This window comes from Streptomyces sp. NPDC028635, assembly GCF_040637635.1.
GTDB lineage: Bacteria > Actinomycetota > Actinomycetes > Streptomycetales > Streptomycetaceae > Streptomyces.
In genome coordinates this window covers 100,210-126,708 of record NZ_JBEZWX010000020.1, presented here as the reverse complement: position 1 = coordinate 126,708, position 26,499 = coordinate 100,210, and the positions used below count along the sequence as shown (strand labels likewise).

The window sequence follows — 26,499 nt, the reverse complement described above, 5'->3', positions numbered from 1 at the left end:
CGGTCCCCCCCGCCCTTGGGGGCCCGGGGGGGGCGCTTTCCCGCCGGGGGGGGGGTGGGGGGGGGGGGGGGGGGGGGTGGGGGGGGGGGGCGGGGGGGGGGGGTGTCCGTCCTCGGTCCGGCCGCCCGTCCCCGACGCGCGCACCCTTGCCCGGTGCCGGCCGCTGCGGGCGGACACCCCCCACCCCGTCTCCTTCCCGCCGTCGGCGGCTGCGGGCCGTCCCACCGACGGTTCGAACAGGCCGACGGCGGCGTCGACACCTCAGGGGCGCGGGGAACTGCGCGACCGGCCACGACGCGCCCGCAGTCGACAACGCACCCCCTCGCGCCGACCGGGCGCGTAGCCCGAGGGTCAGGCCGGTGGCACTCCGTAGCCGCCCAGTGGTTCCGGGTCTCGGGGGCCGAAGAGGGCCGTGAGGGCGAGGTGGACGAGGAGGGCTCCCAGCGGCCATGCCAGCAGCGCGCCCTTCGCTCCCAGCTTCAGCGGTGCGGAGAACGTGACGCCCTCGCCCACCGCCTTCGCGTGGGCGATGACGTCGGACGCGGGGCCGAGCCACACGCCGAGGCGCCACGCCAGCAGCGACGCGAGCAGGCCGCCGACGCCCAAGGCCGCCACCAGCGGCACGCCCCCGCGCCGGCGCCACAGGAACACGGCGATCGCGCTGAGCACACCGAACGCCAGCGCCAGCAGCGTGAACGTTCCGTCGACGCCGATCGCCTGCTCGCCCTCGCTGTCCTTGAGGTAGACGACCCAGCCGTTGTCCACCACGCTGCCCACCAGCGGAACGTGCGGCGCGAGCCACCACCACAGGACACCGAACAGCACACCGGCGAGGGTCACCGCCACGGTGACCACGGCGGCCTCACGCAGTTCCGTCTTCATCCCGGGCCCGTCCTGTCCGTACACGGCGTCCTGCGGCGCGGGTGTCCCGTACCCGGATCCGCCCGCGGCAGGCGGACCGGCCTGGCCGGAGGGGGACGAGGAGTGGTCGTGCGGTCCGGTGGGCGGTGTCAGCGGTGCGGTCACCCCCACATCGTGCCAGGTGCGCCCGCGTGCCGTGTCACCGGACGGCGGCCCGCCGGTACGCCCAGGTGGCGACGGCCAGCGAGGCCACCCCGACCCCGGCGCACACGGCGAGGTCACCGAGCACGTACGCCCAGTGGGGGCTCGGCCCGAAGGTCCGCGCCAGGGCTTCGACGCCGTAGGTGGAGGGCAGCAGGTCACGGGCCAGCCGTACGGCCTCCGGCATCCGGTCGGCCGGCAGCACGCCCAGCAGCAGCGCCGCCGACATGCCGAGCTGGCCCAGGAGCGTCGCCAGTTCCGGGCGCGGTGCGAGCAGCCCGCAGGCCGCGCCGAGCCCGGACAGCGCGGCACCGGCGAGCGGGATGACGGCCGCGAGCACCCACAGATGGGTCAGGGGCAGTCCGAACAGCACACAGCCGAAGACGGCGGTGACCACGGTGCCCGGCACGGTGAACGAGGCGTACGCGGCCGCCGCGCCCAGCACCACGGCTGCGGGCGGCACCGGCAGGGTGGCGTAGTGGTCGAGGCCTCCGCTCGCGCGCAGCTGCCCGAAGTACTGGGCGAGCAGGTTGAGCGCGACGAACGCGACGACCAGCACCGCGGACCCGGCGACGACCGACTCGGCCTCGTGGCCGCCGTCCACCACCCCGCGCATCATGATCAGGATGCCGACGGACTGGAAGGTGGCGACGAACAGCAGCGGGATCCGGGCGACCCGCGCCCGGGACAGCTGCGCCCGGTAGACGGCGCCCAGCGACGGCCACAGCCGGGCGCGCGGCCCCAGCTCGGCCGGGGCCGGGGCGGCGGGCCGGGCCGCGGCGCGGGCGCTGCCCGGCAGGCTCTCGGCTGGTACGACACTCAACGGGTACTGCTCCTTCTCCGTACGACGGTCGCGTGGACCCATACGCAGGGCACGGCCGGTGCGCTCATGCCTTCACCAGCCCCTGCCGTGCGGCGCCGCCAAGGGCGAGGTAGACGTCCTCCAGGCTGGGCGTGGCGAGCGTGAAGTCGTCCAGCGCCGCGAAGGCGGCCCCGCCGGTGACGGTCGCGACGACCGCGCGGGCCTCCTCGGGCGCGAGCCGGAGCGTCCAGCGGCGTCCCGACTCGGTGGCCCGGTCGCGCAGCGCGGCGACCTCGGGGACGTCCAGCGGGGCGCGCTCGCGCCACACCAGCTCGACCCGGACCTCGTCGGCGACCTGCTCCTTGAGGCCGGAAGGCGTGTCGCAGGCGATGATCCGGCCGCGGTCGAGGACGGCGACCCGGTCGAGGACGGTCTCGGCCTCGATGACGTTGTGGGTGACCAGCAGGACGGTCGTGCCGCGTTCGGCGCGGCGGCGGTCGACGGCGGACCACACCGCGCGGCGGGCCACCGGGTCCATGCCGGTGGTGGGTTCGTCGAGGACCAGCAGCGGCCGCTCGCCGACCAGCGCGGCGGCGAAGGTGGCGAGCCTGCGCTGGCCGCCGGACAGCTTCTTCAGCGGGCGGCCGGCGATCGGGGTGAGGCCCAGTTCCTCGAGGACGGCGTCCCGCTCGGCCCGGGCCTGCCTGAGGTCCAGGCCGCGCAGCCGTCCGGTGGTCTCGGCGGCCAGCGACACGGTCAGCTCGTCCAGGGCGGTGGACTCCTGGCCGAGGTAGGCGAGGATGCGGGCGGCCCGTTCGGGGTGGCGGACGATGTCGTGCCCGAGGATCTCCACGCTGCCCGCGTCGGGGCGCATGAGCCCGGTGAGCTGGCGCACGAGGGTGGACTTGCCGGCGCCGTTCGGCCCGAGCAGGCCGAAGATCTCGCCGCGCCGGATGTCCAGGCGTACGTCGTCGGTGGCGCGCACCTCGGGCGTGCCCGGAGCACCGCGCCGGGCCCGCACGGCCGGATACGTCTTGGTCAGTCCGCGCACCGCACAGACGACCTCACCGAGGGGTCGTTTCGATGCTGCCGTGCGCGTACTCACAAGGGACGAGACTACGGGGTCGGCGGGCTTTGCCTGCCGTCGGGGCGGTCTACCGCCGCCGGCTCACTCCCCCGCCGTGGCGGGTTCCGCTGTCGTCGGGACGTCGATCTCTCTCCAGAAGCCCGCCCGGATGGCGTAGCGGTCGTGCTCGTCGATCTGGTCGTCCTTGTGGGCGAGGAGGCCGAAGCGGGCGGCGTAGCGCAGCAGCTCGCCGTCGATGCGGTGCGGGATGCGGGGGTACATCCCGGACAGCCGCTGGAGGTGGCCCTGGTCGCCGAGGCGGGAGATCCAGCGGCGGGCGAAGACCTGGCCGACCTCGTAGGGGTCGCCGCCGACGGTGGTGATGTCCTCCTCGCGGTCGGCCCAGCGCTGCTCGGCCGTGGTCAGCTGGGCGAGCGTGGGCATCGCGGCGACCTCCGGCGGCTCGGCGGGGGTGCCGGGGCGGTCGACCCAGCCTTTGTCGGAGGACCAGCGCAGGGTCGCCGTGGTGGGGTGCTGGGGTGCGGGGGCGCCGGCGCGCAGTTCGGCGAGGTCCTTCGGGGTGGGGACGCCCTTGGGGCCGGGGAGGCGTTCCTGGGAGCCGTTCTGCGCGGCGGCCGCCGGGGCGGGGCCGGTCTCGCGCGGGGGCCGCTCGGCGGCGGGCGCGGACTCGGGCAGGGGCGCGGAGAGGATCGCGGCGATCTCGGGGCGGGGCGCGGGCGGCGGGGCGCACACGCCGGTGAGTTCCTTGGCGCGCACGGCCCGGGTGATCCAGGCCCGGTCGAGCACGCGCCGCTCGTCGGCCTCGGCGACCAGGTCCTCGGACTGGTTGTAGTCCCCGTCGGCGGCCTGCACGGCCCACAGGTGGACCGCGACGCCGTGCTCCTTGGCGGACATCATGCCCGGCAGGAGGTCGCCGTCGCCGGTGACGAGGACGATGTCGGAGCAGGCGCGGTTGCGGGCCAGCTCGGTCAGCTCGGCGTGCATGGCGGCGTCCACGCCCTTCTGCGCCCAGCGGCCGTCACTGCGCGTGAGGGCGCCGAGGCGGACGGTGACGCGGGGCATGACGCGCAGCCGGCGGTGTTCGGGCTGGGGGACGCGGTCGGGGGCGCCGTCGAACCAGTAGATCCGCAGCAGCGGCTGCTGGGTGTCGGCCTCGGCGCGTTCGCGCAGGCCCTGGATGAGGGCGGCGTGATCGACGGTGATCCGGGACCGGGAGGGCTCCCCGGCGAGGAGGCTGGCGGCGGCCCCCAGCAGGTACCCGGCGTCCACCAGGACGATGCAGCGGTCCACGCGACTCACCCTCTTCCCGGGAGGTTTGCTTCGGGCTTCCTTCGAGTCTGCCCGACCGGGCGGAGGTTAACGGCCGGAACTCGATCTTCGGCGTGGCGTTTCGGTGCGGTGGGTCTCCACACCCCTTGTCACGCACGGTAATTGTCCGATATGCGCTTGTTGTCAGTGTATGTGAATCTGGTCGCGGCCCTGGCCCCTAGATCCCCCACAGGAGGCATCACCATGGCCAAGAACAAGAACCGTGATCGTAAGCAGCAGCGCCCCACCGAGCGCGGCCAGCAGGCGACCCGCCGGCCGGCGATGGACACCGAGTCCCAGCCCGAGGTGGAGGCGACCCCCGGTGACGTGGCCACCCGCAAGCGGAAGCGCAGCTTCGGCCACAACTGATCGCGTGTGACGGGTCCTTTGCGATCCAGGCGATCGCGATCCGCGCAATGACGAGGGGCGCACCCGGTACCAGGTGCGCCCCTCGTCCGCGTTCGCCGGTCAGCCCGCCAGGCAGGACGGGCCCAGCAGCACCTTCAGGTCGCCGAACAGCGCCGGATCGGGCTTGACCCGGTGCCGGTCCAGACGCAGCACGGTCGTCTTGGTCGGGCCCTGCAGCTTGATCCTCACCTCGCTGTCGCCCTTGTGGTGGCTGAGGATCTCGCCGAGCCGGCTGACCATGGGCGGGGTGACCCGGGTGGCGGGGATGGTGAGGACCACCGGCGCGTTGGTGCCCGCGTTGGACAGGTCCGGGACCATCAGCTCCATGGCGACCAGCCGCGGCACGTCCTCCCGCTTGTCGAGCCGCCCCTTGACGAACACGACGGCGTCCTCGACCAGTTGGGTGGAGACCAGCTGGTAGGTGGCCGGGAAGAACATGCACTCGATGGAGCCCGCGAGGTCCTCCACCGTGGCGATCGCCCAGGCGTTGCCCTGCTTGGTCATCTTGCGCTGCAGGCCGGAGATGATGCCGCCGATCGTCACGACCGCGCCGTCCGCGTGCTCACCGCCGGTGAGCTGGGAGATGCCCGCGTCGGCCTTGTCGGACAGGATGTGCTCCAGACCGAACAGCGGGTGATCGGAGACGTACAGGCCGAGCATCTCCCGCTCCTGGGCGAGGAGATAGGTCTTGTCCCACTCCTCGTCCGTGAACTGCACGTCGAGGCCGAAGCCCGGCTCGCTGGACGTCTCCTCGCCCATGCCGCCGAAGAGGTCGAACTGTCCCTCGGCCTCCTTGCGCTTGACCGCGACCACGTTGTCGATCATCGGCTCGTACTGCGCCGTCAGGCCCTTGCGGGTGTGGCCCATCTCGTCGAAGGCGCCGGCCTTGATCAGCGACTCGGTGGTGCGCTTGTTGCAGACGACCGCGTCGACCTTGTCGAGGTAGTCGGGGAACGAGGTGTACTTCCCCTTCGTCTTGCGGCACTTGATGATCGACTCGACGACGTTGGTGCCGACGTTGCGCACGGCGGACAGACCGAAGAGGATCACGTCGTCGCCCTGCGCCGCGAAGTTCGCCTCGGACTCGTTGACGTTCGGCGGGAGCACCTTGATGCCCATGCGGCGGCACTCGTTGAGGTAGACGGCCGACTTGTCCTTGTCGTCCTTGACGGAGGTCAGCAGCGCGGCCATGTACTCGGCCGGGTGGTTCGCCTTGAGGTAGGCGGTCCAGTACGACACCAGGCCGTACGCGGCGGAGTGCGCCTTGTTGAACGCGTAGCCGGCGAAGGGGACCAGCACGTCCCACAGCGCCTGGATCGCCTCGTCGCTGTAGCCGTTCTTGCGGGCGCCGCCCTGGAAGATGGTGAAGTTCTTCGCCAGTTCGTCGGGCTTCTTCTTGCCCATCACGCGGCGGAGGATGTCGGCCTCGCCGAGCGAGTAGCCGGCGATGATCTGGGCGGCCTTCTGCACCTGCTCCTGGTAGACGATCAGGCCGTAGGTGACGTCCAGGACCTCCTTGAGCGGCGCCTCCAGCTCGGGGTGGATCGGCGTGATCTCCTGCTGCCCGTTCTTGCGCAGCGCGTAGTTCGTGTGGGAGTTCATGCCCATCGGGCCCGGGCGGTACAGGGCCGACACGGCGGAGATGTCTTCGAAGTTGTCGGGCTTCATCAGCCGCAGCAGCGAGCGCATGGGGCCGCCGTCGAACTGGAAGACGCCGAGGGTGTCGCCGCGCTGGAGCAGCTCGAAGGTCGTGGGGTCGTCGAGCGGGAGGCTGAGGAGATCGATGTCGATCCCCTTGTTCGCCTTCACCATCTTGACGGCGTCGTCCATGATCGTGAGGTTGCGCAGGCCCAGGAAGTCCATCTTCAGCAGGCCGAGCGACTCACAGCTCGGGTAGTCCCACTGCGTGATGGTGACGCCGTCGGTGTGCCGCACCCAGACGGGGACGTGGTCGACGATGGGCTCACTGGACATGATCACGCCGGCCGCGTGCACACCCATCTGCCGGACCAGGCCCTCCACACCGCGTGCGGTGTCGATGACCTTCTTCACGTCCGGTTCGTTCTCGTACATCCCGCGGACCTCGCCGGCCTCGCTGTAGCGCGGGTGGCTAGGGTCGGTGATGCCGGACAGCGGGATGCCCTTGCCGAGGACGTCGGCGGGCATCGCCTTGGTGATCCGGTCGCCCATCGCGTACGGGTAGCCCAGCACGCGCGCGGAGTCCTTGATGGCGTTCTTGGCCTTGATGGTGCCGTAGGTGCCGATCATGGCGACCTTGTCGGCGCCGTACTTCTCGGTCACGTAGCGGATCACCTCGACGCGCCGGCGCTCGTCGAAGTCGATGTCGACATCGGGCATGGAGATGCGCTCGGGGTTGAGGAACCGCTCGAAGATCAGGCCGTGCGGGATCGGGTCGAGGTCGGTGATGCCCATGGCGTAGGCGACGATCGAACCGGCCGCGGAGCCTCGGCCGGGGCCGACCGCGATGCCCTGCTTCTTGGCCCACATGATGAAGTCGGCGACCACGAGGAAGTAGCCCGGGAAGCCCATCGAGATGATGACGTCCATCTCGTACTCGGCCTGCTTCTGGCGGTCCTCCGGGACACCGCCCGGGAAGCGGCGCTCCATGCCGCGCCGGACCTCCTCCTGGAACCAGGTGACCTCGGTGTAGCCCTCCGGGATGTCGAACTTCGGCATCAGGTCGCGCTTCTCGAACATGCCGGTGGTGTCGACCATCTCGGCGACGAGGAGCGTGTTGGCGCAGCCCTCCTGCCAGGCGTCCGAGGAGTCGATGGCGTACATCTCGTCCGTGGACTTCAGGTAGTAACCGGTGCCGTCGAACTTGAAGCGGTCGGGGTCGGAGAGGTTCTTGCCGGTCTGGATGCACAGCAGGGCGTCGTGCGCCTGCGCCTCGTGGGCGTAGGTGTAGTGCGAGTCGTTGGTGACCAGCGGGGGGATGCCGAGCTTCTTGCCGATCTCCAGCAGGCCGTCGCGGACCCGGCGCTCGATCTCGATGCCGTGGTCCATCAGCTCCAGGAAGTACCGGTCCTTGCCGAAGATGTCCTGGTAGTCGGCGGCGGCCTTGAGGGCCTCGTCGAAGTGGCCGAGGCGCAGCCGGGTCTGCACCTCGCCGGAGGGGCAGCCGGTGGAGGCCACGATGCCCTCGGACCACTGGGCGATGGTCTCCTTGTCCATCCGGGGCCACTTCTGCAGCCAGCCCTCGGCGTAGGCGTCGGAGGAGAGCCGGAAGAGGTTGTGCAGACCGGTGCTGTTCACCGCCCACATCGTCTTGTGGGTGTAACCACCCGAACCGGAGACGTCGTCCCGCTTCTGGTGGGGCTGGCCCCACTGGATCTTGCGCTTGTTGCGCCGGGACTCGGGGGCGACATACGCCTCGATCCCGATGATCGGGGTGATTCCTGACTTCTGTGCGGTGTGGAAGAAGTCGTACGCGCCGTGGAGGTTGCCGTGGTCGGACATGGCGATGTGCGTCATGCCCATCTCGTTGCACGCGTTGAACATGTCCTTCAGCCGCGCGGCACCGTCCAGCAGCGAGTACTGGGTGTGGACGTGCAGGTGCGTGAACGGCGGCTTCGACACTGTGTGGCCTCCAGAGGAAAGCACTGCGGCGCGGAGCGCCTCGTTGAGGGGTGGTGGTCGGGAGACGGGTGGGCACTCGGCGACGGATCGGCGGACGGTTGGGGATTCAGCGTCGAAGTCTATGCCGCCCCACTGACAGCGAGCGGGCACTCGGGCGTACCTTCATCCGTTGGAAGCGGCGAAGACGCTTCGCACCACCCACTGCACCACCCGTACCAGGAGGCACCCAGCGATGTCGGTACCCCAGCTCAGCGACGAGCAGCGCGGTGAGGAGATCCTCACCGTCTTCGACACCGCCTTCGGCGAGCTCCTGGCCGCCGACCCGGCCGCGTTCCGGGTGAAGTTCCGCAAGATGGCGGCCTCGGCGTTCGCGTTCTACCGGGGTACGGCGTGCCTCTTCTACCACGACGTGGACGCCGACCGGCGCGGCGGCCCGTACCTGGACGAGCGCACCTCGCGCGTGTGGATCCACGGCGATCTGCACGCGGAGAACTTCGGCACGTACATGGACTCCACCGGCCGGCTGATCTTCAACGTCAACGACTTCGACGAGGCCTACGTCGGTCCCTTCACCTGGGACCTGAAGCGCTTCTGCGCCTCCATCGCGCTCGTCGGGTACGCGAAGGCGCTCGGCGACGAGCAGATCACCGAGCTGGTGCAGATCTACGCGGCCGCCTACCGCGAGCGGATCCACGCCCTGGCCACCGGCGCCAAGAGCGACGAGGTGCCGCCCTTCACGCTGGACACCGCGCAGGGCCCGCTGCTGGACGCGCTGCGCGACGCCCGCTCGCTGACCCGGTTCGGGCTGCTGGACTCGATGACGGAGATCCGCGACTTCGAGCGGCGCTTCGCGGACGGCGGCGGCGCCATCGAGCTGGACGCGGCCACCCGCTACAAGGTGCTGGCCGCCTTCGACGGCTACCTGGAGACGCTGCCGGAGACGTCGCTGGCCCGCCCGGACTCCTACCGCGTCAAGGACGTCGTGGGCCGACGCGGGATCGGCATCGGCTCGGCCGGGCTGCCGTCGTACAACATCCTGCTGGAGGGGCACAGCGACGCCCTGGAGAACGACGTCGTGATCTACATCAAGCAGGCCCAGACGCCGGCCGTCTCCCGGCACATCACGGACCAGGCGATCCGCGACTACTTCCAGCACGAGGGCCACCGCACGGTGATCTCGCAGCGCGCCCTGCAGGCGCACGCGGACCCGTGGCTGGGCTGGACCGAGCTGGACGGCACCGGCCAGCTGGTCGCCGAGGTGTCGCCGTACGCGGTCGACCTGGACTGGGGCGACATCGACGACCCGGAGGAGATCGCGAGCGTCGTCGCCGACCTCGGCCGGGCCACGGCCACCATGCACGCGGCCGCCGACGACCAGTCGGGCGAGTCGCTGGTGCCGTTCTCCACCGAGCGGGCCATCGACGCGGCGATCGCCGCCGACGAGGAGGGCTTCGCACCGCTCCTGGTCGACTTCGCCCACGCCTACGGCGCACGCGCGCGTGCCGACCACCAGATCTTCCTCGACCTGTTCCGCAACGGCCGCATTCCGGGCCTGTGAGCCCACGATGACGGTGTGAGCTCTCACAGGGACCCTTTAGGGGTCTCTTACCGGAGCTCGTGCCACACTCTTGACTCGCTATGGACATATCCGGGACCCACCTCAGAGCGCTCCGCGCGGCGCTGTTCACGGCACTGGTCGTGACGGTCAGCTCCGCGTCGCACGTGCTGCTGTCGCGGGTCCCGCTGCCCGCCAACACGGTCGCCGCGGTCGCGGCGGCCGTGTTCGCGCTCGCCTACGCGCTGGCCGGCCGCGAGCGGGGCTTCGGCCGGATCGCCGCGCTGCTGATCCCGCTGGAGCTGGCCGCGGACACCCTGTTCACCACGGGGCAGCACCTCTGCTACGGCGCGGCGGGCGGCCCGGTCGCCGGCCCGCTGCGCTCGGTGGGCTGGGACGTGCTGTGCGGCAACCACACCGCCGTCGGCACCCCGCTCGCCCGCATGGCCGGCACGGACACCGACCGGCTCCCGGCCCTGCTCGCCCACGCCGACCCGGCCACGGCCTGGCTGCTGCTCGCCGCGCACGTGAGCGTGGGGCTGCTCGCCGCCGCCTGGCTGCGCCGGGGCGAGCGAGCCCTGACCCAGCTGCTGCGGGCGGTGGCCGCGACCGGCTTCAGGCCGCTGCTGCTGGCCGTCGCCTCGGTGGCCGTCCGGCCGGCCGGCGCGGTCCGCCGGCCGGCGCGCCCCGTCCGCCGCACCGCCGCGCTCCGCGGCCCGCTGCTCGCGCACTCCCTGGGACGGCGCGGACCGCCCCGCTCACCGGTGTTCGCCTGAGCGTGCGCGACCGAACGCGCACGACGGGCGAACGCCCGAGCCCGGCAGTCCCCCTTACGCATCCGCGCACGGCGTGCGCGTGTCATCACGGAGATCATCACCATGAGCAAGCGGAACACCCAGTCGGCGAAGACGGCGGCGCGCGAGCGGCTGCGGGCCGAACGCGAGCGCGAGGCCAAGCGGGCGAAGGTGAAGCGGCAGGTCACCGTCGCGGTGTCGGTCGTCGCCGTCCTCGCGGCGGCCGGCGGCATAGGCTACGCGGTCGTCCAGGCCAACAAGCCGGGTCACTGGGAGGCCGTCAAGGACCAGAAGCTGGTCAAGCCGGCCAACACCACCGGCGCGGACGGCACCACCGTCGTGATCGGCAAGAGCAGCGCCAAGAAGACCCTGGCGATGTACGAGGACCCGCGCTGCCCGGTCTGCGCGGCCTTCGAGCAGTCGGTGGGCCAGACGGTGAAGAAGGACGTCGACGAGGGCAAGTTCAAGATCCAGTTCGTCGGCGCCACCTTCATCGACACGAACATCCCCGGTGAGGGCTCCCGCAACGCCCTCAGCGCGCTCGGTGCGGCGCTCAACGTCAGCCCCGAGGCGTTCCTGGAGTACAAGGCCGCGCTGTACTCGGCGAAGTACCACCCGGACGAGCAGGACGACAAGTTCAAGGACGACGCCTACCTGCTGAAGATCGCGGACACCGTCGGCGCGCTGAAGAACAACGCGGCGTTCGAGAAGGCCGTCAAGGACGGGACCTACGACAAGTGGGCCCTGGTGATGAGCGACAAGTTCAACACCGACGGCCAGAAGTACAACTTCCAGGGCACCCCGACCCTGGTCATGGACGGCAAGAAGGTCACCGGCGCGGACGGCAAGAACGCGCCCATGTCGGTGGACGAGTTCAACACGGCCGTCGACAAGGCGCTCAAGGGCTGATCCGGCGCCCCCGCACGGGCCGACCCGACGCCACACCCAACAGCGGGCGAACTTTTGCCGGTTCGCCCGCTGTCGCGCATACCGATCAGTAACCTGATCGGTCGTGACCAGTCGATACAGAGCCGATTCCGCTCCCGCCCCCGAGGCGGACTCCTTCACCCCTCGCCGCCGTACGGTCGTCAAGGCCGCGGCGGCGACGGCTGTGCTGGCCGGGCCGCTCGCCGCCGCCCTGCCCGCCCGGGCCGCGTCCGCCGCCCCCGCCTTCCTGCACGGCGTGGCCTCCGGCGACCCGCTGCCCGACGGCATCCTGCTGTGGACCCGGGTGACGCCCGTCCCGGAGGCGATACCGGGCTCGGGCGTGGGCCCGGACACCGAGGTGGCGTGGGTCGTCGCCACCGACCGCGCGCTGACGAACGTCGTCGCCCGCGGCTCCGTCATCGCAACCGCCGCCTCCGACCACACCGTCAAGGCCGACGTCCGCGGCCTGAAGCCGGCCACGGACTACTGGTTCCGCTTCTCCGCCGGCGGCACGGACTCCCCCGTCGCCCGCACCCGCACCACGCCCGCCGCCGACGACGCGGTGGCCAACCTGCGCTTCGGCGTGGTGTCCTGCGCCAACTGGGAGGCCGGGCACTTCGCGGCGTACCGCCATCTCGCGGCCCGCTCCGACCTGGACGCCTGGCTGCACCTCGGCGACTACATCTACGAGTACAAGTCGGGCGAGTACGCGGCGCGCGGCACGGTCGTGCGGCCGCACGCGCCGGCGCACGAGATCCTCACCCTCGCCGACTACCGGATCCGGCACGCGACGTACAAGACCGACCCCGATCTGCAGGCGCTGCACGTGAAGGCGCCGGTCGTGGCGATCTGGGACGACCACGAGTTCGCGGACAACGCCTGGTCGGGCGGCGCGGTCAACCACACCGAGGGCGCCGAGGGCACCTGGGCCGCGCGCCAGGTCGCCGCCAAGCAGGCCTACTTCGAGTGGATGCCGGTGCGTCCGGCGCTGGCCGGCACCACCTACCGCCGGCTGCGCTTCGGCAAGCTCGCCGACCTGTCCCTGCTGGACCTGCGCTCCTTCCGCTCCCAGCAGGCGTCCACGGCCTCCGGTGCGGTGGACGACCCGGACCGCACGATCACCGGCCGGGCGCAACTGGACTGGCTCAAGGCCGGGCTGAAGGCCTCGGACACCACCTGGCGGCTGGTCGGCAACTCGGTGATGATCTCGCCGTTCGCCATCGGCTCGCTCTCCGCGGACCTTTTGAAGCCGCTGGCCAAGCTGATGGGGCTGCCGCAGGAGGGCATCGCTCTCAACACCGACCAGTGGGACGGCTACACCGACGACCGCCGCGAGCTGCTGGCCCATCTGCGCGCCAACGCCATCCGCAACACCGTGTTCCTGACCGGCGACATCCACATGGCGTGGGCCAACGACGTTCCGGTGGACGCCGGGACGTATCCGCTCTCCCCGTCGGCGGCCACGGAGTTCGTGGTCACCTCGGTGACGTCCGACAACCTCGACGACATCGTCAAGGCGCCCGAGGGCACGATCTCCGCGCTCACCTCGCCCGTGATCCGGGCCGCCAACCGGCACGTCCACTGGGTCGACACCGACCGGCACGGCTACGGCGTACTGGACCTCACCGCCGACCGCGCGCAGATGGACTACTACGTGCTGTCCGACCGTACCGACCCGGACGCGACCTCCACCTGGGTGCGCTCCTACCGCACCCGCAGCGGCACGCAGAAGGTCGAGCGGACCTACAGCCCTGTGTGACAGCTGTGAGCGAAGGGCGATTTTCGGCCATCGCAACGGCTTCGTTGAATGGCTGACTTCTCCTCACGCCACCCCGGCGGGTGGGGTGATCCGCAGTCGAATCCGGACACACCACCCGCCCCGGCACAGGGGTATCCCTATAAGCCGATGTGGCTTGATCACTGCTCTTCCCGCTTGGTCATGTGCACGTAATCTCCGGGCCACGACACAGGAAACCCCCCTGCGTCGCACACCCCACCGCCTCCACCAGGAGACACCCATGCGTGCGCTTGCCCGGATATCCCCCTCCACGCGCAGACGCCTGCTCGGCACCGCCGCCGTGGCCGGAACCCTCCTGCTCTCCCCGCTGTCGGCCCCCACCGGCGTGGCCGCGGCCGCCCCGGCGGCCGCCTCCTGCGCCGACAGCGGCAACGCCGCCGCCCGTGAGGCCCGCCCCGCGGCCGGCCAGCACATCGCCGAGCCCAACGAGGTCACCGACGCCAAGGCCAAGGCCATGGACGCCGACCTGCACAAGAAGCTCGACCAGCTGCGCACCGGCGGCCGCAGCTCGCTGGCGGCCACCTCCGCCACCGTCCCGGTGTACTTCCACGTCGTCCACGACGGCGCCGCCGGCAACCTGAGCGCCACGGACATCAACGCCCAGATGAACGTGCTGAACGCCGCCTACGCCGGTCAGGGCACCGGCAACAACGACACGGGCTTCCAGTTCACGCTGGCCGGCACCGACTACACGGACAACGCCGCCTGGTACAACCTGACCGACGGGTCGGCCGAGGAGAAGGCGATGAAGACCGCCCTGCGCAAGGGCGGCGCGAACGCGCTCAACATCTACACCGCCAACCTCGGCGGCGGACTGCTCGGCTGGGCCACCTTCCCCAGCTCCTACAAGTCCAGCCCGTCCATGGACGGCGTGGTCATCCTGGACGCCTCGCTGCCCGGCGGCTCCGCCGCCAACTACAACCAGGGCGACACCGCGACCCACGAGGTCGGCCACTGGATGGGCCTGTACCACACCTTCCAGGGCGGCTGCAGCGGCAACGGCGACTACGTCGACGACACCCCGGCCGAGAAGAGCGCCGCGTACCAGTGCCCGACGGGCCGGGACACCTGCACCAACAAGCCGGGCGCCGACCCGATCCACAACTTCATGGACTACACGTACGACGCGTGCATGTACCAGTTCACCGCGGGCCAGGTGACGCGCATGCAGCAGAGCTGGGCGGCCTACCGCGCGGCCGGCTGAGCCTGACCTACAGGCTGTCGAGGAAGCCGAGCGCCACCCGCCAGGTGGCCTCGGCGGCCTCCGCGTCGTAGTCCGGCAGACCGGGGTCGGTGTAGAGGTGGCCGGCCCCGGCGTAGCGGTACACCTCCACGTCGGCGCCCGCGCGGCCCATCTGCAGGTACCAGGCGCTCAGCCAGTCGTCCGTCTCGAACGGGTCCGGCTCCGCCACGTGCAGCTGCACCGGCAACTCGTCCACCTGCGCGTTCGGCGCGATGTCCGACGTCCCGTGCAGCAGGAGCAGCCCGCGCGCCTTGTCGTCGCCGAGGGCGAGGGTCTGCGCGACGGACGCGCCCAGCGAGAACCCGGCGTACACCAGGCCCCGCTCCGAGTAGGGCGCGGCGGCCAGCACGGCCCGCTTGAGCAGCTCGTCCTTGCCGATCTCCTCGTTGAACGCCATGCCCTCCTCGACCGTGTCGAAGGTCCGTCCCTCGAAGAGGTCCGGGGTCCACACCTCGTGTCCGGCTTCCCGCAGCCGGTCCGCGGCCTCGCGCACCGCGGGGCGCAGGCCGTAGGTCGAGTGAAAGAGCATGATGTTCATGAACCCATGGTGCCGTACCCAGGCAGCCCCGGAACTCACATGTTCATCAGCCGCCGGGCCCGGTTAGGAGCCCAGGCATGGAAGACGTACTCCGCCCGCTGATCGTCATCGGCGGCTCGGTCGTCCTCACCCTGGCCATCGGCTGGGCAACGGACCGGCTGCTGCAGAAAGCCGACGCCCGCACGCCGCACACCCCCCTGTGGGGCCTGCTGCGCCGGGGCCGCATCCCCTACCAGGTCGTGCTGTGCGCGGCCCTGCTCAGGGGGTCCTACGTCCAGGCCGGGGTGCTGCCCCACCACCGGGTCGGGGTCGGACAGACCCTGACCCTGGTGCTGATCGGTTCCACCGCCTGGCTGGTGATCCGGATCGCCGCCGCCGTCGTGGAGACCTCCTACACCCGCTACGCCAGCGCCCGGATGCACCGCGACCCCGCCCGGGTCCGCCGGGTGCGCACCCAGGTGACGCTGATCATGCGGGTGGTGTCGGCGCTCGTCGGTGTGATCGCGGTCTCCGCGATGCTGCTGACCTTCCCCGAGATGCGGGCGGCCGGCGCCTCCCTGCTGGCCTCCGCCGGCATCATCGGCGTGGTCGCCGGTGTCGCCGCCCAGTCCACGCTGAGCAACATGTTCGCCGGCTTCCAGATCGCCTTCGGCGACATGGTGCGGATCGGGGACACCGTCGTGGTCGACGGCGAGTGGGGCACGGTGGAGGAGATCACGCTCACCTTCCTGACCGTGCGGACCTGGGACGAACGCCGGATCACCATGCCGGTGTCGTACTTCACGTCCAAGCCCTTCGAGAACTGGTCGCGCGGCACCCCGCAGATGACCGGCACGGTCTTCTGGCACCTCGACCACTCGGCGCCGGTGGAGGCGATGCGCCAGAAGCTGCGGGACATCCTGCGCGAGTGCCCGGCCTGGGACGGCCGCGACTACAGCCTGGTCGTCACCGACTCCACGCCCAACACCCTCCAGGTGCGGGCTCTGGTCACGGCCAAGGACGCCGACGACATCTTCACCGTCCGGGTCACCGTGCGCGAGCAGATGATCGCCTGGCTCTGCGACCACCACCCCTACGCCCTGCCCCGCGTCAACACGGCGGACGCCGTACGCCCGCCCGGCGTGCCGTCGGCCCGCACCTCCCAGGACGGCGCCGCGCGCCGCGCCTACGAGACGGTCCCCCGCTCCGGCCCCGGCCGCGACTGACACCCCGCTGCCGCCCACCGGGCGGCAGCGGGCCGCCGCGGCCCCTAGTGACCGCGCTCGGCCCCGCCGTTGACCTGGATGATCTGCGACGTCACATGCGCGGCCCCGGCCGACGCCAGCCAGTGCAGCGTGGCCGCCACATCGCCCGGCGTCCCCGCGCGCCCGTTGGACGTCTCCGCGATCCGCAGCGCCCGCCGCTCCTCGGTCATCGTGCCCCCGAAGAACTCGGTGTCCTCGATGTACCCGGGCGCGACGACGTTCACGGTCACCCCGCGCGGCCCGAGCTGCCGGGCCAGGTCGTGGGCGTACGGGTGCAGCGCGGCCTTGGCGGCCGCGTACGCCCCGCTGCCGGAGCCGCGGTAGGCGGCGATGGAGCTGAGGAAGAGCAGCCGGCCGCCGGGGTCGGCGAGCCGGTCCTTGAGCGCCTCGGTGAGCAGGGCCGCGGTGAGCGTGTTCTGCCGGAAGTTGAGGTTCCAGTCGTAGGCGACCTGCTCCAGCGGGTCCTCGCTCTCGGCGGCGGGCTCCAGATAGCCGGCTCCGCCCGCGCTGTGGATCAGCACGTCCACGGTGCCGAACTCGTCGGCGACGAACCGCTCCACCCGCCGCACCTCGGCCGGCTCGCCGAGATCGGCCGCGAACGTCAGCGCCCCCGGCACCCCCGCCCGGGCCTTCTCGAGCACCTCGGCCCGGCGCCCGAGCAGCAGCACACGGTCCCCGTCCGCGGCGAACACCCGCGCCGCGGCGAGTCCGATCCCCGTGCCGCCACCACTGATCACGACGTTGCGAGTCATGATTCCGATCATAGGCGCGACGCCCGCCTGAGGGTGTGTCAGCGAAGCGACCGTACGTCCAGGTGCCGCAGCACCCGGTCCACGATCTCCGGATCCGCCCCCGGCTCGCTGCGCGCCGCCAGCACCTCGTGCCGCGCCGCGCTCAGCATCTCCTGCTGGATCCTGCGCACCCGCTTCAGCCGCCGCACCCGCTGCTCGTGCGCCTCGCGCCGCTCCTCCTCGCCGATGTCCGGGCTGATCCGCACCCCGATGTCGAAGGCCCGCCGCAGCATCTGCTCGGACAGCTCCTCCGGCAGCTCCTCCACCGTCTCGATCTCCCGCAGCCGCCGCTTGGCCGCCTTGGCCGCGCGGACGGCCAGCTCCTTCTCGAAGTCCTTCTCCCGCTCGGTGTCGGCCCGCACGCCGAGCCGCTTGACCAGCCACGGCAGGGTCAGCCCCTGCACCACCAGCGTCGCCATGATCACGCCGAAGGCGATGAACACGATCTCGTCGCGGTCCGGGAACGGCCCGCCGTCGTCCGTCTTCAGCGGCACCGCCAGCGCCAGCGCCACGGACGCCACGCCGCGCATCCCGGACCACCACATGACGACGGTCTCCCGCCAGCTCATCGGGATGTCCTCGTCGTAGTCGCGCTTGGCGTGCAGCCGTTTGGTCAGCCAGGTCGCCGGCAGCAGCCACGCCAGCCGGACCAGGATCACCACGCCGACCACGGTGCCGGCCCAGCCGAGCATCTCGCCCCAGCGCCCGGACGCGGTGCGGATCGCGTTGTGCAGCTCCAGGCCGATCAGCCCGAAGGCGACGCCGGTGACGAGCGTGTCGACGATGTCCCAGAAGGTGTGCCCGGCGAGCCGGGTCATCACGTCGTCGGCGTCCGTCGCGTGCTCCGCGAGGAACAGGGCCGTCATCAGCACGGCGAGCACGCCCGACCCGTGCAGTTCCTCGGCGAGGACGTAGGAGGCGTAGGGGACCAGCAGGGTCAGCCCGATCTGCAGGGTGGCGTCGCCGAGCAGGTCCATCAGCTTGTTGGCGCCCCAGCCGAGCGCCAGGCCGACGGCGATCGCCACGACGGCCGAGAGCAGGAAGTCCAGCCCGGCCCGCCACGGGGAGAAGGTGCCGCTGACGGCGGCGGCGATGGCGACGTGGTAGAGCACGATGGCCGTCACGTCGTTGAACAGGCCCTCGCCCTCGAGGATCGACACCAGACGGCGCGGCAGCCCGAGCTGACCCGCGACAGCGGTCGCCGCGACCGGGTCGGGCGGCGCGACCAGCGCACCCAGCGCGACCGCGGCGGCGAGCGGCAGTCCCGGCACGATGGAGTGGGCGACGGTGGCCACGCACAGCGTGGTGACGAACACCAGCGCGACCGCCAGCAGGAAGATGGGCCGTCTGTTGGCCGCGAACTGCCGCCAGGACGTCCGCCGCACGGCCGCGTACAGCAGCGGCGGCAGCAGCGTGGGCAGGATCAGCTCGGGCGGGATGTCGACATTCGGCACGAAGTCCAGTACGGCGAGGACGACACCGAGGATCGTCATCAGCACCGGTGCCGGCAGCCCCCACCGGTCCCCGACCGGGACGCTGATCACGGCCCCGAGCAACAGCACGAACAGCAGGGCCAACTGATCCACGGTCAGCGCTCCGGGGGACGAGACGACGGGCTACGGGAGCTGGACGATCAAGAGTGCCCAGACGTCCAGCCTGCCACGCCTGCCGCTTTTGTCGCCCTCAGCACACGGAGTACCCCGGCGGTCGGCGAACGCGCCCGCCGCTCACAGCGCGCGGCGCATGGCCCGGTGCGGGATGCCCGCGTCCGGGAACTCCGGGCCGTACACCTCGTAGCCGAGGCGCTCGTAGAAGCCCAGTGCGTGCGTCTGCGCGTGCAGGTCGACGGCTGTCAGGCCCCGCGCGCGAGCCGCGTCCTCGATGGCCCGCACCAGCGCCGCGCCGACGCCGAGCCCGCGCGCCGCCCGGGTCACGGCGAGCCGGCCGAGGGAGCCGACCGCCGGGTCGCCGCCGTTCCTGGCGGCGGCCGCCTCGCCGTACAGCAGGCGTCCCGTCCCGAGCGGCACTCCGTCCGCGCGGACGGCGAGGACGTGCACGGCGCCGGCGTCGTGGGCGTCGTACTCGATGTCCTCGTCCACGCCCTGCTCGTGCACGAAGACGTCCTTGCGCACGGCGAAGCACGCCTCACGGTCGGCGGGGTCCTCGGCGACCCGGACGTCGTAGGCCGGGGTGCTCATGCGTAGGTCTCCTCGCGGACCTGGTCCAGGGCCCGCTGCAGGTCCTCGGGGTAGTCGCAGGCGAACTCCACCCACTCGCCGCTGCCGGGGTGCTCGAAGCCCAGCCGTACGGCGTGCAGCCACTGGCGGGTGAGGTGCAGGCGCTTGGCGAGGGTCGGGTCCGCGCCGTAGGTGAGGTCGCCGACGCAGGGGTGGCGGTGGGCGGCCATGTGCACGCGGATCTGGTGGGTGCGGCCCGTCTCCAGCTTCACGTCGAGCAGGGAGGCCGCGCGGAACGCCTCGATGAGGTCGTAGTGCGTGACGGACGGCTTGCCCTCGGCGGTCACGGCCCACTTGTAGTCGTGGTGGGGGTGGCGGCCGATGGGCGCGTCGATCGTGCCGCTGGTCGGGTCCGGGTGGCCCTGGACCAGCGTGTGGTAGCGCTTGTCGACCGTGCGCTCCTTGAACTGGCGCTTGAGCGACGTGTACGCGTACTCGGACTTGGCGACCACCATCAGGCCCGACGTGCCGACGTCCAGGCGGTGCACGATGCCCTGGCGCTCGGCGGCGCCGGAGGTGGAGATCCGGTAGCCGGCCGCGGCGAGCCCGCCGATGACCGTGGGGCCGCTCCAGCCGGGGCTGGGGTGGGCGGCGACGCCGACCGGCTTGACGATCACGACCACGTCGTCGTCGTCGTGCACGATCTCCATGCCCTCGACCGGCTCGGCGACGACCTGCACCGGCGCGGGCGCCTGCGGCATCTCGACCTCGAGCCAGGCCCCGCCGCTCACCCGCTCCGACTTGCCGACCACCGCCCCGTCGACCGTGACCTTCCCGGCCGCGGCCAGCTCGGCCGCCTTGGTGCGGGAGAAGCCGAACATGCGGGAGATGGCGGCGTCGACGCGCTCGCCCTCCAGACCGTCGGGCACGGGCAGGGTACGGATCTCGGGAATCGTGCTCACCCGTCGAGTATGCCGGACGGGTCCGACAGCGCCGACCGCCTGCCTCGGCGGTCAGTCCTTGTGGACGGTGCCGTCCGGGTCGAGCCCCCGGAAGGACAGCAGCACGATCAGGATGCCGCCGCACACGATCGCCGAGTCGGCGAGGTTGAACACGGCGAAGTGCTTGGGCGCGATGAAGTCCACGACCGCGCCCTCGAACACGCCCGGCGCGCGGAAGATCCGGTCGGTGAGGTTGCCGAGCGCCCCGCCCAGCAGCAGCCCCAGCGCGATCGCCCAGGGCAGGCTGTACAGCTTGCGCGCGAGCCGGGCGATGACGACGATCACGGCCGCCGCGATCACCGTGAAGATCACGGTGAAGGCCTCACCGAAGCCGAACGCGGCGCCGGCGTTGCGGATCGCGTCCAGCTTCAGCCAGTCGCCGACGAGCTCGATCGGCGCGTGGTGCTCCAGCTTCGCGACCACGAGCAGCTTGCTGCCCAGGTCGAGCAGGTACGCGAAGGCGGCGACCGCGAACAGCACGGCGATCCGCCGCCTGCCCCTGGGCCGCGCGTCGGCGCCGGCCCGCCCGTCCGAACCGGACGACTGGTCCGGTTCGGATCCCGGCGCCTCAGGAGTCTCCGGCGTACCGATGATGCGCTCCGCCTCTGCCACGTGAGTCCCTCAACCTAGGTACCTGACTGAGGACGAGGGTACGGCACGCCCACCGGCGCCCCGGTACCCATCAGTACCTGCGCTCCTGCTTCTGCTTGCACTCCACGCACAGGGTGGCGCGCGGGAACGCCTGCATGCGGGCCTTGCCGATCGGGTTGCCGCAGTTCTCGCACAGGCCGTAGGTGCCCGCGTCGAGCCGTTCCATGGCGTGCTCGATCTGCGTGAGCATCTCGCGCGCGTTGGCCGCGAGCGCCAGCTCGTGCTCACGGGTGATGTTCTTCGTGCCGGTGTCCGCCTGGTCGTCCCCGGCGCCGTCCCCCGAGTCCCGCATGAGCCCGGCCAGGGACTTCTCCGAGGAGTCCAGCTCCGCGCGCAGCCGGTCCCCCTCGGCCTGCAGCTCCGAGCGGGCCTCCTCGACCTCCTGAGGGGTCCAGGGGTCCTCGCCGGGGCGCACCGCCAGGTCGCCCGGCTCCGCCGCGGCGACGCGTGCCTTGGGAACGGCGGTCGTGGCCGCCGTGGCCGTGCCAGGAGTCTTCTTCGCAACCACCGTCGTGGCTCCCGTCTGCTCCGCGGCCGCAGCCGCGCCCGCCTTCTTGGCCGTGCTCTTCTTACGGGTCGTGCTCCTGCCCGTGCCCTTCGCACGGGTCGTACCGGTCGTGCCGGTGGTTCCGGCCGCGTCGCCGGTGGTTCCGGCCGCGTCGCGGGGCGTGCCGCCCTCGTCGCGGGGCGTGCTCGCGTCGGTGTCGGCGTGCGTCCCGGCAGGGGCCCGGGCCGCCTCACGGGCGGCATCCGCGGCCGGCGCCGACCGGGGCGCGGTCTTGCGGGCCGAGGTCTTGCCGGCCGCGGCCGTCCCGGCGCCGGCCTTGTGGGCCGCGGTCTTCTTCGCCGCGGCCTTCTTGGGCGGGGTGGCCTCGGCGGCGCTCTTCGCGGCGTCCTCGGTCACCGATGCGATCTTCTTCGCCGTCGCCTTGCCCGCCTGGGCCTTGCCTGCCCGGGCCGTGCTCGCCCGGGCCTTGCCCGCCGGTGCCGTGCCCTCCGTCGCCTCAGCCGCCGTGGCCTTCGCGGTCGTCCTGGCGGGCGCCTTCGCCGCCGTGGTCTTCCTCGCCGCGCTCTGGTGGTCGCCCGTCTTCTTCGCCGCGCTCTTGCCGCCGGCCGTCTTCCCGGCCGCTGTCTTCTTCGCCGTCGTCTTCGCCGTCGTCGTCTTCGCCGTCGTCTTCGTCGTCGTCGCCTTCTTGGTCGCCGTCGTCCCCGTTGCCGTCGTCTTCTCTGCCCCGGCGGAGCGCGCGGCAGACCTCCCGGGTGCAGGCGTCTTCGCCGGGGACGCCTTTTTCGCGGGCGTCCTTCCCCCGGCGCCCTTCGTGGCGGCGGTCTCCTTCGCGGCGCCCTTCGCGGACGGCGCCTCCTCCGTCACCGTCACCGCGCCGTTCTCGGCCGCCGTGATCTTCTTCGTGGCCGCCTTCCGCGCACCCGCTCTGTCCGTCGCCGCTTTCCCGGTGCCCGCTCTGCCCGAGCCGGCGGCCCCCGCGACCGTCTTCCTCCCGCTCACGTCCTTGGCCGCACCGCCGGGGGCCTGCGTGGGCCCGCGGGACGCCGACTGCTGTACGGCGGTCTTTTTCGCCACCATGGCCGCGGCCCCTTCACATATTGTGATCTTGCTCGCGAATCGTGCTGGGACGATAAATCGACTTGAGTCCCGCGGCAACGGGGCACGCCGCCCGATTCGCCCACCCCGCGCCCCCCGCGCGGCAGGTCTGCATGCGTTGTGCCCAGCTCTCCGCCGGGTATGCCGCGCAGCGGCAGGTACCGGTATTCGGCCACCCGGCACCTGGCCATTCGGGTCACCGACGCGCCCCGGCGGCTCTCCTCCCGGCACGGGAGAACCGGGCGGCCGCGGGAAAACCGGTCGGCCGCTGTCCGCGCGGCGCCGTACACTGGGCTGAGCGAAAAGCGTGGATGGGGACGAGTAGCGGCGTACGCAGCCCAGAGCGACCCGGGGACGGTGTGAGCCCGGGGGCGAGCGCGACGTGAAGATCACCCCGGAGCCGCCGGAAGAACGCCCGCAGGGGCCAGTAGACCCGGTATCGCGACCCCAATGAGGGGGCTCACCGGTGCACACGACGCACCGGAGGGCCAAGGAGGGTGGTACCGCGGGAGCGCGCCGACAGCGGCGTAAGGCACGACAAAGGCTCTCGTCCCTCCGACGGAAGGCAGAAAGTCCGTTGGAGGAAGCTCGCAGATGACAGCGCCGACGTACCGCCAGGTGCCCGCTCAGGTCGACCTGCCCGCACTCGAGCACGCCGTGCTCGACTTCTGGCGCGAGCAGAAGATCTTCGCCAAGAGCCTGGAGCAGTCCGAGGGCCGCCCCGAATGGGTGTTCTACGAGGGTCCGCCCACCGCCAACGGCATGCCCGGCGCGCACCACATCGAGGCGCGCGTCTTCAAGGACGTCTTCCCCCGCTTCCGCACCATGCGCGGCTACCACGTGGGCCGCAAGGCCGGCTGGGACTGCCACGGCCTGCCCGTCGAGCTGGCGGTGGAGAAGGAGCTGGGCTTCTCCGGCAAGCAGGACATCGAGGCGTACGGCATCGCCGAGTTCAACGCCAAGTGCCGCGAGTCGGTGACCCGGCACACCGACGCCTTCGCCGAGCTGACGACCCGCATGGGCTACTGGGTCGACCTCGACGACGCCTACCGGACCATGGACCCCGAGTACGTGGAGTCCGTGTGGTGGTCGCTGAAGGAGATCTTCAACAAGGGCCTGCTCGTCCAGGACCACCGCGTCGCCCCCTGGTGCCCCCGCTGCGGCACCGGCCTGTCCGACCACGAGCTGGCCCAGGGCTACGAGACGGTCGTCGACCCGTCCGTGTACGTCCGCTTCCCGCTGACCTCCGGCCCGCTGGCCGGCGAGGCCGCGCTGCTGGTGTGGACGACGACCCCGTGGACCCTGGTGTCCAACACGGCCGTCGCCGCGCACCCCGAGGTCACCTACGTCGTCGCGACCGACGGCGAGGAGAAGCTCGTCGTCGCCGAGCCGCTCCTCGCCAAGGCGCTCGGCGAGGGCTGGGAGCCCACCGGGCAGACCTTCACCGGCGCCGAGATGGAGCGCTGGACCTACCGGCGCCCCTTCGAGCTGATCGAGTTCCCGGAGCCCGCCCACTACGTCGTCAACGCCGACTACGTGACGACCGAGGACGGCACGGGTCTGGTCCACCAGTCCCCCGCCTTCGGTGAGGACGACCTCAAGGTCTGCCGCTCCTACGGCCTGCCGGTGGTCAACCCGGTCCGTCCGGACGGCACCTTCGAGGAGGACGTCCCGCTGGTCGGCGGCGTCTTCTTCAAGAAGGCCGACGAGCGGCTCACCGAGGACCTCGGCGCGCGCGGCCTGCTCTTCAGGCACCTGCCGTACGAGCACAGCTACCCGCACTGCTGGCGCTGCCACACCGCGCTGCTGTACTACGCGCAGCCGTCCTGGTACATCCGCACGACGGCGATCAAGGACCGCCTGATCGCGGAGAACGAGAAGACCAACTGGTTCCCGGAGACGGTCAAGCACGGCCGCTTCGGCGACTGGCTGAACAACAACATCGACTGGGCGCTCTCCCGCAACCGCTACTGGGGCACGCCGCTGCCGATCTGGCGCTGCGAGGACGACCACCTCACCTGCGTCGGCTCCCGCGCGGAGCTGTCCGAGCTGTCCGGCGCCGACCAGTCCGGGCTGGACCCGCACCGCCCCTACATCGACGACGTGACGTTCGCCTGCCCGCACGAGGGCTGCGGACGGACGGCCACGCGCGTGCCGGAGGTCATCGACGCCTGGTACGACTCGGGCTCGATGCCGTTCGCGCAGTGGGGCTACCCGTACAAGAACAAGGACCTGTTCGAGAGCCGCTACCCGGCGCAGTTCATCTCCGAGGCGATCGACCAGACGCGCGGCTGGTTCTACACGCTGATGGCGGTCGGCACGCTCGTCTTCGACAAGTCGTCGTACGAGAACGTCGTGTGCCTCGGCCACATCCTCGCCGAGGACGGCCGCAAGATGTCCAAGCACCTGGGCAACATCCTGCAGCCGATCCCGCTCATGGACCAGCACGGCGCGGACGCGGTGCGCTGGTTCATGGCGGCCGGCGGCTCCCCGTGGGCGGCGCGCCGCGTGGGCCACGGCACCATCCAGGAGGTCGTCCGCAAGACGCTCCTCACGTACTGGAACACGGTCGCCTTCCAGGCCCTGTACGCGCGCACGTCCGGCTGGGCGCCGAGCGAGGCGGACCCGGCCCCGGCCGAGCGCCCGCTGCTGGACCGCTGGCTGCTGAGCGAGCTGCACGCGCTCACCGACCAGGTCACCCAGGCCCTCGAGGCGTACGACACCCAGCGCGCCGGCAAGCTGCTCTCGGCGTTCGTCGACGACCTGTCGAACTGGTACGTGCGCCGCTCGCGCCGCCGGTTCTGGCAGGGCGACAAGGCCGCGCTGCGCACGCTGCACGAGGTGCTGGAGACCGTCACCAAGCTGATGGCGCCGATCACCCCGTTCATCACCGAGCGGGTGTGGCAGGACATGGTCGTCCCGGTCACCCCGGGTGCGCCGGAGTCCGTCCACCTGTCCGGCTGGCCGGAGGCCGACCTGTCGGCGATCGACCCGCGGCTGTCGCAGCAGATGCTCCTGGTCCGCCGGCTGGTGGAGCTGGGCCGCGCCACGCGCGCGGAGTCCGGCGTGAAGACGCGTCAGCCGCTGTCCCGCGCGCTGATCGCGGCGGCGGGCTTCGACGCGCTCGACCCGGAGCTGCACACGCAGATCACGGAGGAGCTGAACGTCTCCGCGCTGGCCTCGCTCGCCGAGGTCGGCGGGTCGCTGGTCGACACGACGGCGAAGGCGAACTTCCGGGCGCTCGGCAAGCGGTTCGGCAAGCGGGTGCAGGACGTGGCGAAGGCGATCGCCGGCGCCGACGCGGCAGCGCTGTCGCTGGCGCTGCGCGAGGGCCGGGCGTCGGTGGAGGTCGACGGCGAGACGGTCGACCTCGCTCCGGACGAGGTGATCATCACGGAGACGCCGCGTGAGGGCTGGTCCGTGGCCTCCGACTCCGGTGCCACGGTGGCGCTGGACCTGGAGATCACGGAGGAGCTGCGGCAGGCGGGCCTGGCCCGTGACGCGATCCGCCTGATCCAGGAGGCGCGCAAGAACAGCGGCCTGGACGTCGCGGACCGGATCGCGCTGCGGTGGACGGCCACGGACCCGGCGACGATCTCGGCGCTGAGCGCCCACTCCGGTCTCATCGCGGAGGAAGTCCTGGCGACCGACTTCGCCCAGGGCGAGGCGGACGCCGGCTTCGGTGAGCCGTTCACCGACGAGGGGCTGTCTCTCACGTTCCGGCTGCGGAAGGCGTAGCACGGCTGTCCGAGAAGGGCCCGGTCTCCAGTGCGGAGGCCGGGCCCTTCTTCGTCCGTCCGCCGGATCGAGCGCCGCGCGCGGTTCCCCGCGCCCCTGGAAGGCGTCACCTGCGCCGGCCACCTCCGACGCAACCCGCGTAAAAAGGGCGGGCCCCCGGGACCGAAGTCCG

20 protein-coding genes are annotated in these 26,499 nt (G+C 71.7%); 8 read left to right on the top strand and 12 right to left on the bottom strand.

Features of this window, described 5'->3' with window-relative positions:
- Positions 1–351: 351 nt before the first annotated feature.
- The 4 genes from AB0E88_RS21980 to AB0E88_RS21965 form a co-directional block, all read right to left on the bottom strand.
- Positions 352–1,026, bottom strand: coding sequence for an AAA family ATPase (locus AB0E88_RS21980; RefSeq protein WP_361632839.1), 675 nt, complete (start codon positions 1,024–1,026; stop codon positions 352–354).
- A gap of 34 nt (positions 1,027–1,060) precedes the next feature.
- Positions 1,061–1,885, bottom strand: coding sequence for an ABC transporter permease (locus AB0E88_RS21975; RefSeq protein WP_361632837.1), 825 nt, complete (start codon positions 1,883–1,885; stop codon positions 1,061–1,063).
- A gap of 64 nt (positions 1,886–1,949) precedes the next feature.
- Positions 1,950–2,969, bottom strand: coding sequence for an ABC transporter ATP-binding protein (locus tag AB0E88_RS21970; protein WP_361632835.1), 1,020 nt, complete (start codon positions 2,967–2,969; stop codon positions 1,950–1,952).
- A 63-nt stretch (positions 2,970–3,032) separates the two neighbouring features.
- On the bottom strand, positions 3,033–4,241 hold the full coding sequence (locus AB0E88_RS21965) for an NYN domain-containing protein (RefSeq protein ID WP_361632833.1): 1,209 nt from the start codon (positions 4,239–4,241) through the stop codon (positions 3,033–3,035).
- 222 nt (positions 4,242–4,463) lie between these two features.
- On the opposite strand from AB0E88_RS21965, the gene AB0E88_RS21960 reads away from it, so the two are divergent.
- Positions 4,464–4,628 carry a hypothetical protein gene (locus AB0E88_RS21960; protein ID WP_361632831.1) on the top strand — a complete coding sequence of 55 codons (165 nt, stop codon included), beginning with the start codon at positions 4,464–4,466 and terminating at the stop codon, positions 4,626–4,628.
- Between the two features lie 99 nt (positions 4,629–4,727).
- Here the strand turns inward: AB0E88_RS21960 and dnaE are convergent, their stop codons facing one another.
- Positions 4,728–8,267 (bottom strand): DNA polymerase III subunit alpha, encoded by a 3,540-nt coding sequence (dnaE, locus tag AB0E88_RS21955; protein WP_361632829.1) that lies wholly within the window; start codon positions 8,265–8,267, stop codon positions 4,728–4,730.
- 232 nt (positions 8,268–8,499) lie between these two features.
- Here dnaE and AB0E88_RS21950 point away from each other — a divergent pair, with 232 nt between their 5' ends.
- The 5 genes from AB0E88_RS21950 (at position 8,500) to AB0E88_RS21930 (ending at position 14,545) form a co-directional block, all read left to right on the top strand.
- Positions 8,500–9,825 (top strand): DUF2252 domain-containing protein, encoded by a 1,326-nt coding sequence (locus AB0E88_RS21950; protein ID WP_361632827.1) that lies wholly within the window; start codon positions 8,500–8,502, stop codon positions 9,823–9,825.
- Between the two features lie 80 nt (positions 9,826–9,905).
- Complete coding sequence (locus tag AB0E88_RS21945; protein ID WP_361632825.1) at positions 9,906–10,598, top strand: hypothetical protein; 693 nt, start codon at positions 9,906–9,908, stop codon at positions 10,596–10,598.
- A gap of 102 nt (positions 10,599–10,700) precedes the next feature.
- On the top strand, positions 10,701–11,525 hold the full coding sequence (locus AB0E88_RS21940) for a thioredoxin domain-containing protein (RefSeq protein WP_361632823.1): 825 nt from the start codon (positions 10,701–10,703) through the stop codon (positions 11,523–11,525).
- Positions 11,526–11,628: 103 nt separating this feature from the next.
- The gene (locus tag AB0E88_RS21935) at positions 11,629–13,302 is read left to right on the top strand and encodes an alkaline phosphatase D family protein (protein WP_361632821.1); all 1,674 of its coding nucleotides are present in this window, start codon (positions 11,629–11,631) and stop codon (positions 13,300–13,302) included.
- 259 nt (positions 13,303–13,561) lie between these two features.
- Positions 13,562–14,545, top strand: coding sequence for a zinc metalloprotease (locus AB0E88_RS21930; RefSeq protein ID WP_361632819.1), 984 nt, complete (start codon positions 13,562–13,564; stop codon positions 14,543–14,545).
- Positions 14,546–14,552: 7 nt separating this feature from the next.
- Here AB0E88_RS21930 and AB0E88_RS21925 read toward each other — a convergent pair whose 3' ends face one another.
- Positions 14,553–15,122 carry a dienelactone hydrolase family protein gene (locus AB0E88_RS21925; RefSeq protein WP_361632817.1) on the bottom strand — a complete coding sequence of 190 codons (570 nt, stop codon included), beginning with the start codon at positions 15,120–15,122 and terminating at the stop codon, positions 14,553–14,555.
- Positions 15,123–15,199: 77 nt separating this feature from the next.
- On the opposite strand from AB0E88_RS21925, the gene AB0E88_RS21920 reads away from it, so the two are divergent.
- Positions 15,200–16,327, top strand: coding sequence for a mechanosensitive ion channel domain-containing protein (locus tag AB0E88_RS21920; RefSeq protein ID WP_361632815.1), 1,128 nt, complete (start codon positions 15,200–15,202; stop codon positions 16,325–16,327).
- A 44-nt stretch (positions 16,328–16,371) separates the two neighbouring features.
- Here the strand turns inward: AB0E88_RS21920 and AB0E88_RS21915 are convergent, their stop codons facing one another.
- From AB0E88_RS21915 to AB0E88_RS21890, 6 genes are all read right to left on the bottom strand, one after another.
- The gene (locus AB0E88_RS21915) at positions 16,372–17,118 is read right to left on the bottom strand and encodes an SDR family oxidoreductase (RefSeq protein WP_361632813.1); all 747 of its coding nucleotides are present in this window, start codon (positions 17,116–17,118) and stop codon (positions 16,372–16,374) included.
- Between the two features lie 38 nt (positions 17,119–17,156).
- Positions 17,157–18,743 carry a Na+/H+ antiporter gene (locus AB0E88_RS21910; protein ID WP_361632811.1) on the bottom strand — a complete coding sequence of 529 codons (1,587 nt, stop codon included), beginning with the start codon at positions 18,741–18,743 and terminating at the stop codon, positions 17,157–17,159.
- Between the two features lie 141 nt (positions 18,744–18,884).
- On the bottom strand, positions 18,885–19,355 hold the full coding sequence (locus AB0E88_RS21905) for a GNAT family N-acetyltransferase (RefSeq protein WP_361632809.1): 471 nt from the start codon (positions 19,353–19,355) through the stop codon (positions 18,885–18,887).
- Positions 19,352–20,296, bottom strand: a complete 945-nt coding sequence (locus AB0E88_RS21900) for an RluA family pseudouridine synthase (protein WP_361632807.1) — start codon at positions 20,294–20,296, stop codon at positions 19,352–19,354. The genes AB0E88_RS21905 and AB0E88_RS21900 overlap by 4 nt, the downstream gene beginning before the upstream one ends.
- A gap of 51 nt (positions 20,297–20,347) precedes the next feature.
- Positions 20,348–20,947 (bottom strand): signal peptidase II, encoded by a 600-nt coding sequence (gene lspA / locus AB0E88_RS21895; protein WP_361632805.1) that lies wholly within the window; start codon positions 20,945–20,947, stop codon positions 20,348–20,350.
- Between the two features lie 70 nt (positions 20,948–21,017).
- Positions 21,018–22,571 (bottom strand): TraR/DksA family transcriptional regulator, encoded by a 1,554-nt coding sequence (locus AB0E88_RS21890; RefSeq protein WP_361632803.1) that lies wholly within the window; start codon positions 22,569–22,571, stop codon positions 21,018–21,020.
- Between the two features lie 612 nt (positions 22,572–23,183).
- Between AB0E88_RS21890 and ileS the strand changes: the two genes are divergently transcribed.
- Positions 23,184–26,327 carry an isoleucine--tRNA ligase gene (ileS, locus tag AB0E88_RS21885; protein WP_361632801.1) on the top strand — a complete coding sequence of 1,048 codons (3,144 nt, stop codon included), beginning with the start codon at positions 23,184–23,186 and terminating at the stop codon, positions 26,325–26,327.
- The last annotated feature ends 172 nt before the right edge of the window (positions 26,328–26,499 follow it).